At 64.1% G+C, this 14,988-nt stretch carries 17 protein-coding genes and 1 tRNA gene; 8 read left to right on the top strand and 10 right to left on the bottom strand.

The annotated features are described in order from the left end of the window. Positions 1–4 precede the first annotated feature (4 nt). Both DESUT3_RS06215 and DESUT3_RS06210 read right to left on the bottom strand, forming a co-directional pair. Complete coding sequence (locus DESUT3_RS06215) at positions 5–832, bottom strand: FAD/NAD(P)-binding protein (RefSeq protein ID WP_221251571.1); 828 nt, start codon at positions 830–832, stop codon at positions 5–7. Beyond that, positions 829–1,794, bottom strand: a complete 966-nt coding sequence (locus tag DESUT3_RS06210) for a 4Fe-4S dicluster domain-containing protein (protein WP_221251570.1) — start codon at positions 1,792–1,794, stop codon at positions 829–831. The genes DESUT3_RS06215 and DESUT3_RS06210 overlap by 4 nt, the downstream gene beginning before the upstream one ends. Positions 1,795–1,943: 149 nt before the next feature. Here DESUT3_RS06210 and DESUT3_RS06205 point away from each other — a divergent pair, with 149 nt between their 5' ends. Together DESUT3_RS06205 and DESUT3_RS06200 are read left to right on the top strand one after the other, a co-directional pair. After that, a complete protein-coding gene (locus DESUT3_RS06205) occupies positions 1,944–2,780 on the top strand; it encodes an MBL fold metallo-hydrolase (protein ID WP_221251569.1) in 837 nt (278 codons plus the stop codon). Further along, positions 2,777–3,736: a rhomboid family intramembrane serine protease gene (locus DESUT3_RS06200; protein WP_225911637.1), complete on the top strand. Its 960-nt coding sequence runs from the start codon at positions 2,777–2,779 to the stop codon at positions 3,734–3,736. Before DESUT3_RS06205 ends, DESUT3_RS06200 begins: the two co-directional genes overlap by 4 nt. A 60-nt stretch (positions 3,737–3,796) precedes the next feature. On the opposite strand, the gene DESUT3_RS06195 is transcribed toward DESUT3_RS06200, so the two are convergent. Further along, entirely contained in the window at positions 3,797–4,165 is a 369-nt protein-coding gene (locus DESUT3_RS06195; protein ID WP_221251568.1) for a hypothetical protein, read from the bottom strand. A 258-nt stretch (positions 4,166–4,423) separates the two neighbouring features. On the opposite strand from DESUT3_RS06195, the gene DESUT3_RS06190 reads away from it, so the two are divergent. Beyond that, positions 4,424–4,633 carry a hypothetical protein gene (locus DESUT3_RS06190; protein WP_221252615.1) on the top strand — a complete coding sequence of 70 codons (210 nt, stop codon included), beginning with the start codon at positions 4,424–4,426 and terminating at the stop codon, positions 4,631–4,633. Positions 4,634–4,756: 123 nt separating this feature from the next. Next, on the top strand, positions 4,757–5,554 hold the full coding sequence (locus tag DESUT3_RS06185) for a C40 family peptidase (protein WP_221251567.1): 798 nt from the start codon (positions 4,757–4,759) through the stop codon (positions 5,552–5,554). 68 nt (positions 5,555–5,622) lie between these two features. Here the strand turns inward: DESUT3_RS06185 and DESUT3_RS06180 are convergent. Continuing rightward, positions 5,623–5,699: transfer RNA gene (locus DESUT3_RS06180), tRNA-Arg, on the bottom strand. 183 nt (positions 5,700–5,882) lie between these two features. Here DESUT3_RS06180 and DESUT3_RS06175 point away from each other — a divergent pair. Next, positions 5,883–7,469 (top strand): MBL fold metallo-hydrolase, encoded by a 1,587-nt coding sequence (locus DESUT3_RS06175; RefSeq protein ID WP_221251566.1) that lies wholly within the window; start codon positions 5,883–5,885, stop codon positions 7,467–7,469. Positions 7,470–7,551: 82 nt separating this feature from the next. Here DESUT3_RS06175 and DESUT3_RS06170 read toward each other — a convergent pair whose 3' ends face one another. The 3 genes from DESUT3_RS06170 to DESUT3_RS06160 are packed head-to-tail and all read right to left on the bottom strand — an operon-like array spanning position 7,552 to position 9,935. Next, complete coding sequence (locus tag DESUT3_RS06170) at positions 7,552–8,382, bottom strand: cytochrome c3 family protein (protein ID WP_221251565.1); 831 nt, start codon at positions 8,380–8,382, stop codon at positions 7,552–7,554. Further along, on the bottom strand, positions 8,379–9,491 hold the full coding sequence (locus tag DESUT3_RS06165) for a cytochrome b (protein WP_221251564.1): 1,113 nt from the start codon (positions 9,489–9,491) through the stop codon (positions 8,379–8,381). The genes DESUT3_RS06170 and DESUT3_RS06165 overlap by 4 nt, the downstream gene beginning before the upstream one ends. 9 nt (positions 9,492–9,500) lie before the next feature. Continuing rightward, positions 9,501–9,935: a QcrA and Rieske domain-containing protein gene (locus DESUT3_RS06160; protein WP_221251563.1), complete on the bottom strand. Its 435-nt coding sequence runs from the start codon at positions 9,933–9,935 to the stop codon at positions 9,501–9,503. Positions 9,936–10,071: 136 nt separating this feature from the next. On the opposite strand from DESUT3_RS06160, the gene gshB reads away from it, so the two are divergent. Beyond that, positions 10,072–11,031, top strand: a complete 960-nt coding sequence (gene gshB, locus DESUT3_RS06155) for a glutathione synthase (protein WP_221251562.1) — start codon at positions 10,072–10,074, stop codon at positions 11,029–11,031. Positions 11,032–11,102: 71 nt separating this feature from the next. Here gshB and DESUT3_RS06150 read toward each other — a convergent pair whose 3' ends face one another. Continuing rightward, positions 11,103–11,804, bottom strand: coding sequence for a DUF1573 domain-containing protein (locus DESUT3_RS06150; RefSeq protein ID WP_221251561.1), 702 nt, complete (start codon positions 11,802–11,804; stop codon positions 11,103–11,105). Between the two features lie 182 nt (positions 11,805–11,986). Between DESUT3_RS06150 and hpt the strand changes: the two genes are divergently transcribed. Further along, the gene (hpt, locus tag DESUT3_RS06145; protein ID WP_221251560.1) at positions 11,987–12,526 is read left to right on the top strand and encodes a hypoxanthine phosphoribosyltransferase; all 540 of its coding nucleotides are present in this window, start codon (positions 11,987–11,989) and stop codon (positions 12,524–12,526) included. 24 nt (positions 12,527–12,550) lie between these two features. After that, complete coding sequence (locus DESUT3_RS06140; protein WP_221252485.1) at positions 12,551–14,176, top strand: DUF3426 domain-containing protein; 1,626 nt, start codon at positions 12,551–12,553, stop codon at positions 14,174–14,176. 82 nt (positions 14,177–14,258) lie between these two features. Here DESUT3_RS06140 and tatA read toward each other — a convergent pair whose 3' ends face one another. Both tatA and DESUT3_RS06130 read right to left on the bottom strand, forming a co-directional pair. After that, a complete protein-coding gene (gene tatA / locus DESUT3_RS06135) occupies positions 14,259–14,465 on the bottom strand; it encodes a twin-arginine translocase TatA/TatE family subunit (RefSeq protein WP_221251559.1) in 207 nt (68 codons plus the stop codon). 91 nt (positions 14,466–14,556) lie between these two features. Beyond that, the gene (locus DESUT3_RS06130) at positions 14,557–14,727 is read right to left on the bottom strand and encodes a DUF362 domain-containing protein (protein WP_221251558.1); all 171 of its coding nucleotides are present in this window, start codon (positions 14,725–14,727) and stop codon (positions 14,557–14,559) included. Between the last annotated feature and the right edge of the window lie 261 nt (positions 14,728–14,988).

Here is a 14,988-nt window from a genome sequence, read left to right as displayed (position 1 = left end):
GGGGTTAAATGGCCCCTGGCATTGCACGCAGGCGCGCCAGGGAGAAAACCGGCCCTTCCCGGCAGATGAAGGTGCCGGCGGTCACGCAGTGGCAGCATTGCCCGATGCCGCATTTCATCCGTCGCTCGAGGGTGGCGAAGATCCTTTGGGCGGGGATGCCCATCCCGGCCAGCTGTTCCAGCACACAGCCGTACATGGCCGGCGGGCCGCAGACCGCAGCGGTGGTGTTCTCGGCAACCAGCGAAACTTCGCTGAACAGTTCGTTAACCAGCCCCACCCGGCAGACGAAGGCCCCCTCCTCCCAGGGGAGCTCGGCGGCGAAATCGACGGTGAACAGCACCCGCGCCTCCCCCGAGGCTGCGATCTCCCCGAGCTCGCGCCGAAACAGGATGCCCGAGGGATCCCGCGAACCGTAGAGCAGAGTCACTTGGCCGACCCGGTCGCGACGCCTCAGCAGGGCGTCGAGCAGCGACATGAGCGGGGCCATGCCGAGCCCGCCGGCCACCAGCAGGGCATCGTGCCCCTCGAAGGCATCGAGAGGAAAGCCGTCGCCGAAGGGCCCGCGGATCCCCAGTCGGGCTCCAATATCCTGGGTGTACAACGCCGAGGTCACCCTGCCCGCGCGGCGGATGCAGGCGATCAGCACCTCGGTATCGCGACAGAAGGCCGGCGAAACCGCAAACGCCCCGATTCCGGGAACGGAGATTTCGGCAAACTGGCCCGGAGTAAAAGAGAGGGGCGCGGCGAGGCGGAAGGTGAACAGGTGATTGTCAGGCACGCTGCGGTCGACCGCCTCGAGGCTGGCCTCCCATGGCATGAAATCCAGGGTCATGGAGGCTCCTCCCCGCCCAGCGCATGCAGCACATCGAGCAGGTCGATGCCAACCGGGCAGGCCCTGCGGCAACGGCCGCACCCCACGCAGGAGGGTTCGCCGCGCAGTTCGCCGAAGCCGAGCCACTTGTGTTCGAAGCGAAACTTAAGCCGCGAACTGCGGTCGGGGCGGAAATTGTGTCCTCCGGCGACCAAGGCGTGACGGCGGAAAAAACAGTTGTCCCACTGCCGCGCCCGACTCAGGCGGCCGTCGGGCAGCGGCTGGTCGACCACGTCGTAACAGTAGCAGGTCGGGCAGACCGCGCTGCACGCCCCGCAGGACAGGCAGCGCTCACCCAGCTCCCGCCAGATCGGCAGGCCCTGTCCGGCGGCGAAAGCCGCTTCCAGGTCCTTTGGCGAAAGCGCTCCTTGCGCAGCAGTCAAGGTCGCTGGCCAGGGGCGCTGCTGGGCTTCACCCAGTTCCCCGGCAAAGCCCTGCAGAAGTTCTGCACCCCGCGCCGACCCGATGTAGAGTTCAGTTTCGCTGAAAAACAGGTCGAAACGGGGCGCCCCGGAGGGCGGCGGGCAGAAACAGCCAAGCCCCGGCACGCAGTTACGGCCGACACGCAGGGTCCTGGCGTTGCGGAGCTGGTACAACCGGTCGTCGGCAAATACGCGGTCGAGGTAATCCAGGGCGTAAAGATCGCAGGGGAAAAGGCCGAGCAGAACCATCGGGGAAGCCTCCTCCACGGGTGGGCGGCAGCGCCCCTGGGCCGACTCCCAGAGAAGATCGTGGGGAGGAAGCAGCTGCTTTTTCGGCGGGATGAAGGGCAGGGCCGCCGGCGAAAGCTCACTCCAGGCGGCCAGGGGTGCCAGCCGGCAAACGCCGTCTCCGGCAACCACCGGGCCCAGCAGCCGAAATGATGCGGCGAGCCGACCAACCAGGCGCTCGGCAAAACCGCTGGCGACAGTAAATACCTGCATGGCTCCCCCCGCAAATTAGTCTCTACACATTTTATCAGCGGGCGTGGCCTTCGCAAGGCCGGGCCGGTGCTGCAGCCGGTTGGCAAATCCTGCGGGATAAGGTAGCCTTTAATGGTTTGTCAATTGACCGAAATCCTGGGAGTCCCGCCATGAAGACCCGCCTGACCATTCTCTGCGAAAACACCGTGCGCCCTCTGGAGGGGCTGATCGGGGAGCACGGCTTCGCCTGCTACCTGGAGACCGCGAAGGGCAACTACCTGTTCGATACCGGCCAGGGGTTGGGGATCGGCGGCAATGCCCGGATTCTTGAGAAGGATCTGGCCCAGATCCGCGCGGTGGTGCTCAGCCACGGTCATTGGGATCACACCGGCGGCCTGCCGGAGGTGCTGCGGCAGACCGGGCCGGTGGACGTCTGGGGCCATCCCGCCATGTTCAAGGCGCGCTATCACAGCAAGGACAGCGAGCAGCGCTATATCGGCGTTCCCCATCGGCGCGACTATCTCGAAGCGCTGGGGGCGCGCTTTCGCCTGGAGAACCGCTGGAGGGAGATTGGGCCTGGAGTGTATCTGACCGGGGAGATTCCGCGCCGCACCCCCTTCGAAAAGGGGGACCCGCACATGCACCTGGCCGACCAGGAAGGCAGTGCCCGGCAACCGGACCCCCTGGAGGACGATCTGTCGCTGGTGGTGGAGTCGGACAAAGGGCTGATCCTGGTTCTCGGCTGCGCCCACGCAGGATTGGTCAACATCCTGCGCCACGTGCAGGAACAAACGGGCCGCCAGGAGATTTACGCCATCATCGGCGGCACCCACCTCGGCTTTGCCGATGACGCCCAGTTCGCCCAGACCCTGGCGGCCCTGGAGGACTTCCGGGTGAAGAAACTCGGCGTTTCCCACTGCACCGGACTGCCCCGGGCCGCGGCGCTGGCGGCCCGCCTGGGCGAGCGGTTCTTTTTCGGCTCGGCGGGAGCGGTCCTGGAAGGATGATGCCGAGCGATCAGGACAGCCGGGTGACGCCCGAAGGCCCGGCACCGCTGTGGGTGCCCATCCGCCCCCCGGGGCTCAGCGCGGCCATCCACCTCTCCGAGGCTGCCGCCCGCAATCTGGCCCTGGTGCTCGAGGCCCGCGGCATTGCCTGCCGGCTGCAGCGCTCGGTCTGGGGCTGGCAGCTCAGCGTGCCGCAGGGCCTGCACCAGCGGGCAGACCAGGAACTGCGCCTGCATCACGAAGAGAACCGCAATTGGCCACCGACGCCGACAGCCGCCGCAAAGCTGACCGACAACGGCCTGATCACCGCCTCGGTCCTCGGGTTGCTCGGCCTGTTCCACAGCCTGACCTTCCTCCGGGCTTCCTGGGCGCCCGGCCGTCAGGGCTGGCTCAGCCTCGGCGAGGCGGCCGCGGGAAAGATCCTCGACGGCGAGTGGTGGCGCCTGGTGACCTCCCTGACCCTGCATGTCGATGGCCAGCACCTGTTCGGCAACCTGCTGATCGGCGGCGTTTTCATCATCCTGCTCTGCCGCCGCTTCGGCTCGGGACAGGGATGGTGCCTTTTGCTGCTCTCCGGGGTCCTCGGCAACCTGGCCAACGCGCTGATCCAGTCCCCCGCCCACCGCGCCGTGGGACTGTCCACCGCGGTTTTCGGCGCCGTGGGCATCCTGGGCGGGGAGAGCCTGCTGCGCAACCGGCGCCGGCTGCTGCGACGCTGGCCGTTGCCGCTGGCGGCGGCGGGAGCCCTGCTGGCCATGCTCGGCACCGGGGGCGAGCGCACCGACCTTGGCGCCCACCTGTTCGGATTCGCCGCCGGCACGCTGCTCGGCCTGGCGGTCGGCCGCCTGCAAAACCACCCATGGCCTCACCGCCCCCTGGGCAACGCCCTGCTCGCGGCAACTGCGGCCCTGGTCCCGCTGTTGGCCTGGCTGGCGGCAATCAACAGGTCGCCATAAAAAAAGCCGCCCCGATAAAAGGGCGGCTTGAAAAACCGTGGATCGTTCGATCATCAGGGGCTATCGGTCGATGGGATTGCCCCTGGTGGTCACGTCGAAGATGGTCATCAGCGACTCGGGGATGTAGGGGCACTCGTGAGTCTGGGATTCCCCCTTTGTCCCCTCGCGGGTCCAAATGACCACATCCCCTCCGCGGGTGCGCACCTCGCGCTTGACCTGCCCGGGGATCATCCTGGTCAGCAGGTCCCACATCTGGTCGATGCTCAGCAGGCTGTAGCCGGCGAATTCCTGGTCCGGCCTGGCATCCTTGATGAAGTTGTCGATGAGTTCATAATCCGCGAAATCGTTTTCTTTTCTCCACCACTTGATGAATTGATGGTCCGACCTTCTCTGGGTGGCAAGCTCCTGCAAGATTTCCTTTCCGGTCATGGTCAACCCCTTGATTCGGTCCGAATCCCCTGTTTATCTTGGTCCGGAGGGGAGACTCTGGCCCTTCGGACGCCGCCCAACAACCCTCAAACCACTTCCACAACCAAGTATAGCCTCATTATAGGGGGGTGCAACCTCCGCCACTCCTCTACCCGTCGGCCTATCAGCGAGGCATATCAGAGGTTTGCACGGACGAGGAAAACTTTGACAGGGAGTGCAGGATGACTACAATGGGGAGAAACGAAAAAAGGAGAAACCATGAGCACGAAAAACTATCCGACCCAGAAGGACAATACCTGCCCCAATCCGGAAAATCATGCCGAGCACATCTGCTCGCTGCGCGCGGCGGGCCGTAACTCCGAACTGAAAAAACGCACCGACCGGCCGGCTTTCGCATGTTTCAACTGTGGGGCCAAGGCCAACCAGGCTGGGGATCTCTGCGCACCCACCCCCCTGGACAAGGACTGACCAACCACCACCGGCGAGGAACCACGGCTGCGGCTGAAACAGGCTGTCAGCGACCGCTGTTTCCGCCCCATACAGTGACAATAGCCCTGCGCGGGTCCCGTCGCCGCCTGCCGGGTGGACTGCATGCTTGGAAAAAATGCCATCCTGTTGCTCGTGATCCTGGTAGCGGTCCTGTCCGGCTGCGCCAGGCCACGGCCACTGCACACCGAGCCCGACCTCATCCCCCCCCTTCTCGAATCCCCGGCGCCCGAGCCTGCGGCTCCAGCGCGGCAGTTGAAGGGCCTGGGCTATACCACCCAGGTCGGCGCCTTCGCCGAAATCGGTAATGCCGTGCGCCTGCAGGCCCGGCTGGAGCAACTGGGCATCGACGCCTACTACTTCCTCCACGAATCGGGACTTTACAAGGTGCGCTTCGGCAACCACCCGAGCTACGCCGCAGCCCGCAGCGAGGCTGAGGGCCTGCGGGCCCGGGGGCTCATCGCTGAGTTTTTCATCGTCGCCCCTGAGGAGTATGCGGCGAAAAGGATTCAGCTGAGCGGCAGCGGAGATCTGCGCGAGGAGCTGGTGCGCACGGCGCTGCGCTTCATCGGCACCCCCTACCAATGGGGCGGTACCTCCAGCGAGGACGGGTTCGACTGCTCCGGGCTGACCATGGTGACCTACCGCCTCAATGGTCTCGACCTGCCCCGAGTCTCCCGCAGCCAGTTCGAGGCCGGCAATTTCGTGGCCAAGCCCCAACTGCAGAAGGGGGACCTGGTGTTCTTCGCCACCAGCGGCGGCAAGCGGGTCTCCCACGTGGGACTCTACATCGGCGACGACCGCTTTGTTCATGCCCCCCGCCGTGGCCAGACGGTGCGGGTCGAAAGACTCTCCGGAGGCTACTACGAACGCACCTACCTGGGAGCGCGCAGTTATCTCTAGCCCGCGGGAGAAACCCGAAAAAACCAAAGGGGTTGCGCCTGGCAGGCACAACCCCTTGAAATTGCATATGGCGCGCGGTACAAGATTCGAACTTGTGACCTTTGGCTCCGGAGGCCAACGCTCTATCCAACTGAGCTAACCGCGCGTAGAGAGGGATATATACCCCATCTCCATATAGATTGCAACCCCTAACTTGCACAATTTCTTGCTGGAGTTCGGCTGCTGCTGGTATACTCGCCCAGGCCTGCAACCTGCCGAAATCACCGGCATCGCCGTCCGCAACCCATTCCCGGCGCGCCCTACCGGCGCCAGCCATCGGAAGCTCCCCATGTTAAATGTCTTTTCCATCCGAACGCTGCTGGTATTGACCCTGCTCTGCCTGGTGGGCGAACCGGCCTGGGCCAAGCTGACTCTCGGCCTGGTCCCCGGGGGCAACAGACTGCTGCAGACAGAACCTCAGGCACAGCGCCTCACCAGTTTTCTGGAGAACCGTCTCGGCGAGCCGGTGCAGGTCCGCATCTTCGAGGAGGAGCAGACGCTGTATGATTGGCTGGTCCGCTACCAGACCGTCGATCTGGCCGTGTTCAGCCGGCCTTTCTTCGAACAGCAACGGCCTTGGGACTTTCAGCATCTCGCCGACTATCTCGGCGGGGGCAGGCAACCCTCCCCCCTGGTGGCCCGACGAGGCCTCGCGCCGCGCTGGCTGCGGGAGATCCCCCAGCTCCTGTTCGCCATGGAAGCCGACCGCGAAGGCTCGGCAGCGCTGCGGGAGCTCGGCATCCAGCGCTTTGTCCCGCCGGGGACGCCCATTTCCGCGGCGCCGCCCGCAACGGAGCTGAAGCCGAGCCTGCTGGGCAGAACCGAGCAGCAGCCGGTCCAACAGCCATCCGCCCCCCCGGCTGAGACCGGGCAGCAGCCCGCGGCAGACCAGCAACCAGTGGCAGCCCCTGCGGCCGAAGCCCCACCCCCAGCCCCCGAAATGCCGCCGACTGAAGAATCCCCGCCAGCGGCAGTGACATCGGCCCCGCCGCCGCCACCGAGCGAGCCGGCGCCGCCTCCGCCAGCACCACCGGTGGTCAAGCCCGCCCCGGCAGAACCGCCGCGGGCGAAAATTGCCCCCCAGCAAAGCTACCAGGTCGAAAAGCTCACCGAGGGAATTTTTGCCGCCATCGCCAAACCGGGCAGCCGTGCCAGCGCCAACGCCTTTTTCGTGGTCGGCGACGCTTACGTGATTGCCGGTGGTGCGCACATGACCCCGGAAGCCATCGCCGACCTGAGCGCGGCCATCGCCGGGGTAACCCAACTGCCGCTGCGCTATTTCATCCTCGCGCACCACCACAAGGGATATTCCCACATCGATTTCGATTTCCCCCCCGAGGTCGATGTGATCATGTCCTGGCAGGCCTGGCAGGCCGTTGACGGGGAGGTGCGCAAGGCCAGCTACCCGGTGCTCTTCTACAGCGATGGGTTGACCCTCAAGCTGGGCGGCCGCACCATCATCCTTACCAATATGGGCAAGGGACACAGCGAAGGGGACACCCTGGTGTTCATCCCGGAGGCCTCGGTGCTTTTCACCGGAGACCTGGCCTACGTGAAAAGCGCCGCCTTCATGGGTGACGGCCACATGCAGGACTGGGTTCTGGCCCTGGAGTTCATGGAGCGGCTGGGCGCCGCCAAAGTCATCCCCGGCTATGGCCCGGTGGGCACAGGCCGGGACCTGGGCGCCTTCAAGGACTACCTCAAGGCGTTTCTCACCGAGGTGCTCAAGCACATCGAAGCCGGCGACACCCTGGAGCAGACCCTCCGTAAATTCTCCCTGCCCGAATACCAGAACCTCGAGGGGTACGCCCGGCTGCTGCGCCCCAACCTGGAGCGGGCCTATCGCGACCTGCAACAGAACCTGCTCAAGCAGTAACTCACCCGACCACGCCGGCCAAGAGAAAAGGGGGTGCGAATTTCGCACCCCCTTGTTTGTTTTTGCCGCCGCGGCTTCAGCCTCAGCGATGCTCCTGCTCTTCGTCGTGGTAGGTTTTTCGCAACAGCATGAACAATACCCCCATCAGCACCAGGGCCAGGGTCACCCCCCCACCCCAGAGCCGCCGTTGGGAAAAATCGGCATGATAGGCGGCTACCCGCTCCTCCACCTTGCCCAGCTCCGCCTGCACGCCGGCCGTCTCCTGTTGGATTTTCTCCACATCCACGCTGTGGAACAGGCGGTGAAACTTGTTGCGGGCGGCGAAAATCTGATCCTGCAGGGGCTTGGTGGCAATGCCGGTGCGGTGCAGCTGCGCCAGTTCGGTCTCGAGCCCGGAGATCATCCGGTCGGTCTCCGCCAGCGCGGATTTGATGCGCTCGGCCCGCCCATATTCGTGGCAGCGCGAGCAATCCTCGGCATTGATCAGGTCAATGGTGGTCTTCTGCACGGCGTGGTTGCCGTGGCAGGTGACACACTGGGGACCACCTGCATCCAGGGCCTGCCCGTGGGCGCTTTGCAGATAATCCTCCTTGACGCCGACGTGGCAGCGGCCACAGAACTCGGGGATCTCCGCTTCGTCCGGGACGCCGATAAAGCCGCGTTCGGGGCTCATAGCCATGGCGAAATCGGTGGGGTCGCCGCCGTGGCAGCCGTGACAGGAGATGCCGTTCTGGGCGTGGATGCTCCCCTGCCATTGGCCGATCGGCTCACCCAGCCGGCCCGGCTGACCACCGTGGCACTGGATGCAGACCGTCTCCTGGGCCTGGGCCTGGGCGATGGCCGGCCAGAGCACCGGCACCGCGAGCAGGGCGGACAGCAAGGAGCGGATCGTCAAATGGAAATATTTGGTCATGAATAATGCCCCCAGATGGAAATTGCCAGAAACACCAGGATCCCCAGGATATAACAGGTGACGAACAGCGGCCGCCGGGCCGGGCGTCGTTCGGGCCCCCGGTCCAGAAAGGGGAGCAGGGCCAGAAAGGTCATGAAGGCGCCCTGCACGGCCAGTCCGAGAAATTCGCTGGGGAAGATCTTCAGCGTCTGGTAGGCCCAGAGGAAATACCACTCGGGCTTGATATGCGGAGGGGTCACGAAAGGGTCAGCCGGCTCGTAGGCCGAAGGCGGAATGAACAGGTTGGGTGCAAAGAACACCACCCCCGCCAGCAGGGCCAGGAAAAAGCTGATGACCGCGAGGTCCTTGACGAAATAGTTGGGGAAAAACGGAATCCCGCCGGGATGCTCCTGGTGGCGGAAAACCTGGGACGGCGGCTGGGGCTGATAGTCCGGCCCGAATGGGGGCTTGGAAATGCCCACCCGCCGGACACAGAACAGGTGAAAGCCGATGAGCAGCGCAAGGATCAACGGCAGCCCCATGACGTGCAGGGCGAAAAAGCGCCCCAGGGTCGAATCGCCGACCATCGCCCCGCCCCGCAGAAACCGCACGATCTCGTCGCCAATCACCGGGATGGCGCCGGCGGCATCGGTGGCTACCGTGGTGGCCCAGAAGGAGAGCTGGCTCCAGGGCAGCAGATACCCGGTTAGGCACAGCCCCAGGGCGAGGTTGAAGAGGAGAAAACCCGACAGCCACGTCAGTTCGCGGGGCCGCTTGTACGCCCCCATGAAAAGCACCGAGAGCATGTGCAGCAGCAGGGCGATGACGATGACGTTCGAGCCGACGGCGTGCAGATAGCGGATCAGCCAGCCGAAGGGGACTTCGTTCATGATCGCCTGCACGCTACCGAACGCCTCGCTGGGGTTGGGCACATAGTAGATGAGCAGCAGAATGCCGGTGGCGAACTGGAGACCGAACAGGGTCATCAACACCGCGCCAAGCGTGTACCAGATGTTGACATTGCGCGGCAGAAGGTACTTGGTGAGGTTGTCTGCGAGGATGTCGCGAATTCCCAGACGCACATCCACGAAATCAATGGCCGTCTTGACCAGCTTCTTTATTACGGGCATCGGCGACTCCTATCCGACCATGATCTGGTCGCCCTCGAGGGCAACGGGGATCGATTCCAGGGGTTTCGGCGGAGGCCCGCCCAGCACCTTGCCGTCGGCGGAAAAACGCCCGGCATGGCAGGGGCAGAGAAACTCGCCCTTGTCCTGCTGCCATTTGATGATGCATCCCAGGTGGGGGCAGACAGCCGAAAACGCGGCGAAATTCCCCGGAGATGGCTGGAGCAGGACCGCCGGCGCGCCGCGGAAATTGAAGAAATGCGCCGCCCCGAGATCGACGCTGGCCCTCGCCACGGCAACCCGTTCGAGCGCGCCGGGCCCCTTGCGGGGAGCGAGAAAGCGCCACATGGGCCACAAGGTCACCGCGGTGACGGCCGTCCCCAGCCCGGCGAGAATGGTAATTAGAAAACCACGCCGCTGAGACGGCGATATCGGATTGTTGTCCATTGAGCCTCCTCGAATTGGAATTCGCTCGACCGGCAGGCCGCAGCCAACGCCTTCCCCCCGGTTGCATAACCGGGCAAACCGCCATAAATTATAATGGCCTGCATGTTTCTTGCAACCCCACAAAACGGATTAGAACGTGAACCCGAGAATCTCGGTATTTGTCATCGACCCGCCCGAGCGGCTGGACCCGCCCACCGACACCTCGCTGGCGCTGATGCGCGAAAGCCTGCGCCGCAAGCACCGGGTTTACTATTGCACGATCGACCAGCTGAAGCTTGAGGACCGCCGGGTTCAGGCCGCCGTCCACCCGGTGAGCTTTGCGCCGGGGCAGGAGCTGTTCCAGGCCGGCGCCCCCCGCCCCCTGGATCTGGCCGAGTGCGACATCCTCTACATGCGCAAGGACCCTCCCGTCGACATCACCTATCTGCATGCCACCTACCTGCTCGAGCAACTCCCCTCGAGGGTCGTTCAGGTCAACCCCGCCGCGGCCTTGCGCAACTATTGTGAGAAATTGATCCCCATCCAGTTTGCCCGGCTCTGGCCCGAGACCCTGGTCAGCGCCTCGGCCGAGACCCTTGCCGCCTTCCTCGATCAGGTGGGGCGCATGGTGGTCAAACCCCTGGAGGATTGCAGCGGACGCGGCATCTTTATCCTCGACAAGGACCAACCCGACCGCAGCCAGCGGCTGCGCGAAGCGGTCCGCCAGGGTCGCCGCTTCGTCGAGGGACAGCGCTATCTGCCTGAAATTTCGCAGGGGGACAAACGGGTTCTGCTGCTGGGAGGCGCGATCCTCGGGCAGGTCCGCAGACTGCCGCCGCCGGGGGAATTCCGCTCCAACGTCAATGCCGGAGGGCGCTGCGTCCCCTGTGAATTGACCGACGGCGACCGGGAGATCTGTGCCCGGATCGGCCCCTGGCTGGCAGAGCGCAGCATCCACCTGGCCGGGGTCGACATCGTCGGCGACAAGGTGCTGGAGGTCAACATCACCAGCCCCTCCTGCCTGCGGGAGATGAACGAACTCTACGGACTGAGCCTGGAGGCCAACGTCCTCGATTACCTCGAGGGACTGCTCCCGGCCCGGCCCCCTGCGCCCTGAAACAGCAAAGCCCCGGCGCGTGCCGGGGCTTTGCTGTAATCCCAGGTCTGCCGCCGCAGCGGCGGGCCCGCTCAGGTGCCCGGCTTGGCCACGGCCACCGCTCCGTACACCGGGATACGCAGCTCGGGCATATTGGCGCTGCTGGTGGAGATGATGACATAGCCGCTCAGGTGGGCCTGGCCTTCCTTGGGAGTGGCCCGGATGATCACTTCGGCGGACTCCCCGACAGCCAGGCGGTCGGCGGTGACCTCCGCCTTCAATTCACTGGCGGTAACCTGCAGGTTGCTCAGCAGCAGTTCCTTGTCGCCCTGGTTGGTCAGGGTCACCCTGGCCTCCTTGGTGGCCCCCGGAACCAGGGCCCGCATATCGACCTTGGCGGGCTCCTGCTCGATTTCCTCCTGAACGGTTCCGCGGATATAGAGCTGGGTCACGCTCTGGGTCGGGTCGTTGGAATAGAGATAGATGGTCTTGACCACGGCCCCCTTGAACCGGGCCGAATCGAAGGTGGTCTTGACCTCGCCGATCTCCCCTGCCCCGATGATGGTGGAGGAGAGCAGGGCCGCGGTACAGCCGCAGGAGCTGCGCACCCGGTCGATCATCAAGGGAGCGTCGCCGCTGTTTTTGAAGCGGAAGGTATGCTCGACCTTCATTCCGGCATAAATTTTCCCGAAGCTGTAGTCGGCATTTTCCACCGCCAGGCGGGGCGACCCCTCGCCAAAGGCGATGGCCGGGAGCAGCAACACCAGCAGTACCAGCAGAAAACGATAGATCATCTCAATCCGTATCCTTTCCTCGGTTTCACCGCCCGGGCCGGGCCCGTGCGACGCCTCAGATTGTAGCACACAAAAACTCAAAATGAACAGACCTTTATCCCGGTGCTAATAAATTGACACATGCGAAGTATATTGATATAGAATACCCCGCAATAGTACTCGCTTTTTTCCTAAGGAACGACATGCCGCAGAACAACCAGAATCTGAAATTGAAGCTGCTTTATTCCAGAAACTACATCGCTGAGCAGGTCAAACGCCTGGGCGAGGAAATCAGCCGTGATTTCGCCGAGAGCGAGGTTCTGCTGGTGGGGGTGCTCAAAGGCTCGTTCCTGTTCTGCGCCGACCTGGCCCGGGAGGTGAGCGTTCCGGCCAAGGTCGATTTCGTGCGCCTGGCCAGCTACGGCTCCGAGACCCGCTCCTCCGGGATCGTGGAAATGCGCAAGGACCTCGAAGAGCCGATCAAGGGTCGCAATGTCATCATCGTGGAGGACATCGTCGACAGCGGATACACGCTGGAGTCGCTCTACCACCGGCTGCTGCTGCGCGAGCCCAAGTCCCTCAAGATCTGCACGCTGATCGACAAGCGCAACCGCCGCGAAGTCGACATCGAGGCCGATTACGTGGGGATCACCATGGATGACGGCTTCATCATCGGCTATGGCCTCGACTACGATGAACAATACCGCAACCTTCCCGACATTCACCTGGTTGAAGGCGTATAGCCAGGGCTCAAGGGAGATTCCGCCATGATCATCCAATGCCCCGAGTGCCAGACTCGCTTCAAGGTGGCCGACGACAAGGTAAAGCCGGGCGGCATCAAGGTGCGCTGCGCCAAGTGCCGGCACATCTTCCTCGCCCAGCGTCCCCAGCCGGCCCTGGCGCCAGAGCAGCAACCCCCGGAGCCTGCGGCTGAAAAGCCTGCGGAAAATTTTGCCCCTCCCGAGGAAACTCCCCCGCCCACCCAACCGGAGGCGCCCGCCGCCTTTCCGACCGCTACCGCCGCCAGACCGCCGGAGCCGCCACCCCAGCAGAAGGACCAATTCGACAGCTTCAGCCTGGACGCCACCCCGGAGGGCCCCGCCGAAGAGGATTTCGAGGGATTCGAAGAGTTTTCGACCTCCCCGGATGCCGCCATAGCGTCGGTCCCCCCGGCAGAGCAGCCCGACGAGAGCGAAGAGACCTGGGATGCCGGGTTCGGGGAAGAGAGCGCCGAGCAGGCCTTCGGCGCGGAGTTTGCCGGCGACGAGGAGCAACGCCCCCTGGAAGATGAGTTCGACTTCGGCGCGGAGAGTGAACCATTCCCAAGTGAAGCGGGTCCCGACACCATGGAGGAGGAGTTAGCCGGCGAGGAAGAAGCGGGCTTGGACTCCCCGGATGAGTTCTCCTTCAGCGATGAACCTGAGGCAGCGGCCGACGAACTTTCCGGGGATGATTTCGCCTTCGAGGAGGCCCTGGAATCCGGCGCCGGGGAGAAGGGTCTCGATTTCGCCGAGGAGCCGCCCGCCTTCAACTGGGAGGAGGAAACGGAGAGCGGTGCGGCGGAGCTTTCCGGCGCCGCCGACGAGTTTGACTTCGGCGATGCGGAGGAGGCCTCCGAAGAGGCCGAGGAATTCGACTTCAGCGGGATGACCTTCGGCGAGGAGGAGTCCCCCGAGCCGGCCCGCAGCGAACCGGACCCGGAGGAGGACGCCTTCGGCAGCCTCTCTCTGGACCTGGACGAGCCTGCGGCGGCCGCCCCGGCGGCGGCTGCGGCGGTGCCCCCAGCGGCGGCGGAGCGCCAGGCCGCCGAAGCCGAAGAAGAACCCCTGGAAGCCCCCCTGCCGGTGCCGAAAAAACGCAAGAGCGCGCTTTCGGGGCTGACCCTGTTTCTGCTGCTGCTGTTGTTCGGCCTGCTCGGGGCGGCGGGGTATTTCATCTGGAGCGAGGGGTCGCTGGACCAGGCCCTGCAGCGGCTCACCGGCCAGCAGGCCCCCGCCCGGCCGGCGGGGCAGATCCGCCTGAGCGAACTGAACAGCTTTTTCGTCAACAACCTCGCCGAGGGCCAGCTGTTCGTAATCAGCGGCCAGGCCATCAACGAATTTACCGAGGCCCGCTCCGCGGTCACCGTCAAAGGGGTGCTGTTCGACAAAAACGGCAAGGCCCTGGTGCAGCAGACGGTTTTCTGCGGCAACGCGCTGGACGAGGACGCCTTGCGGAGCATGCCGTTTTCCCGCATCGAAGAGAGCATGAACAACCAGTTCGGCGACTCCCTCTCCAATCTCAACATCGGCGCGGGCAAGGCGATCCCCTTCACCATCGTGTTCAAGAACCTGCCGCCGGATCTCGCCGAGTTCATCGTCGAGGTGGTCGACTCGAAGCCGGCCTCCAAGTAGTCCGGCCTAAAGCCTCGAAACGCAGAAAAGCCGCACCCAGGTGCGGCTTTTCTGCGTTTCGAGGCCTGGCGCGGCGCAACGGCTACTGCTTCTCCCCCTCCTTGTCCTCGGGTTTCTTCGCATTCTCCTCGGGGGTGATGTCGATCTCGTCCCGGTCGCTGATCCCTTTCTTGAAACTGCGGATCCCCTTGCCGAGGGCCCCGCCGATCTCGGGGAGCTTGCCGGCGCCGAAGATTACCAGCACCAGTACCAGGATGATGATCAGTTCCGTCGTACCCAGTCCAAACATCTATATCTCCTGTCCCTTGCTGCCGGGAGCGGTTGAGGTAAAATTGGGCGATAAGTTGAAGGGCGGCCCGCAGGCCGCCCTCCGGGGTGGATCAGGGAGCCTGAATGGCGTCCACCGGGCAGGTGTCGACACAGGCGCCGCAGTCGGTGCAGGTGGCTGCATCGATCACACGGACATCGCCCTGCTCGCTGATGGCGTCGACCGGGCAAGCCGGCTCGCAGGCGCCGCAGTTGATGCACTCTTCGGTAATGTTGTGGGCCAAGGGTATCACCTCCTCCATCATGGGGTTGGATATGACTAATCGTCATTCGCAAAATAGTACACCAAATCGGCCGCCGCTGTCCACCCCCTTGCACGGGCCCAGGGGGAACAAAAACCTTGCAAATGGGGGTGGCATTCGCTAGTCTTTCATAACGCCTTTCCACATCGCAACAGGCTTAGAGTACTAGCGTTGCACCTATAAAATATCGCTGAAATTTTTCAGTCATGATAAATTTCAAAACATAGTTTTTCCGTATACTGG

The sequence above is a fragment of the Desulfuromonas versatilis genome, assembly GCF_019704135.1.
Lineage (GTDB): Bacteria > Desulfobacterota > Desulfuromonadia > Desulfuromonadales > NIT-T3 > Desulfuromonas_A > Desulfuromonas_A versatilis.
This window is presented reverse-complemented; position numbering and strand designations above follow the sequence as displayed.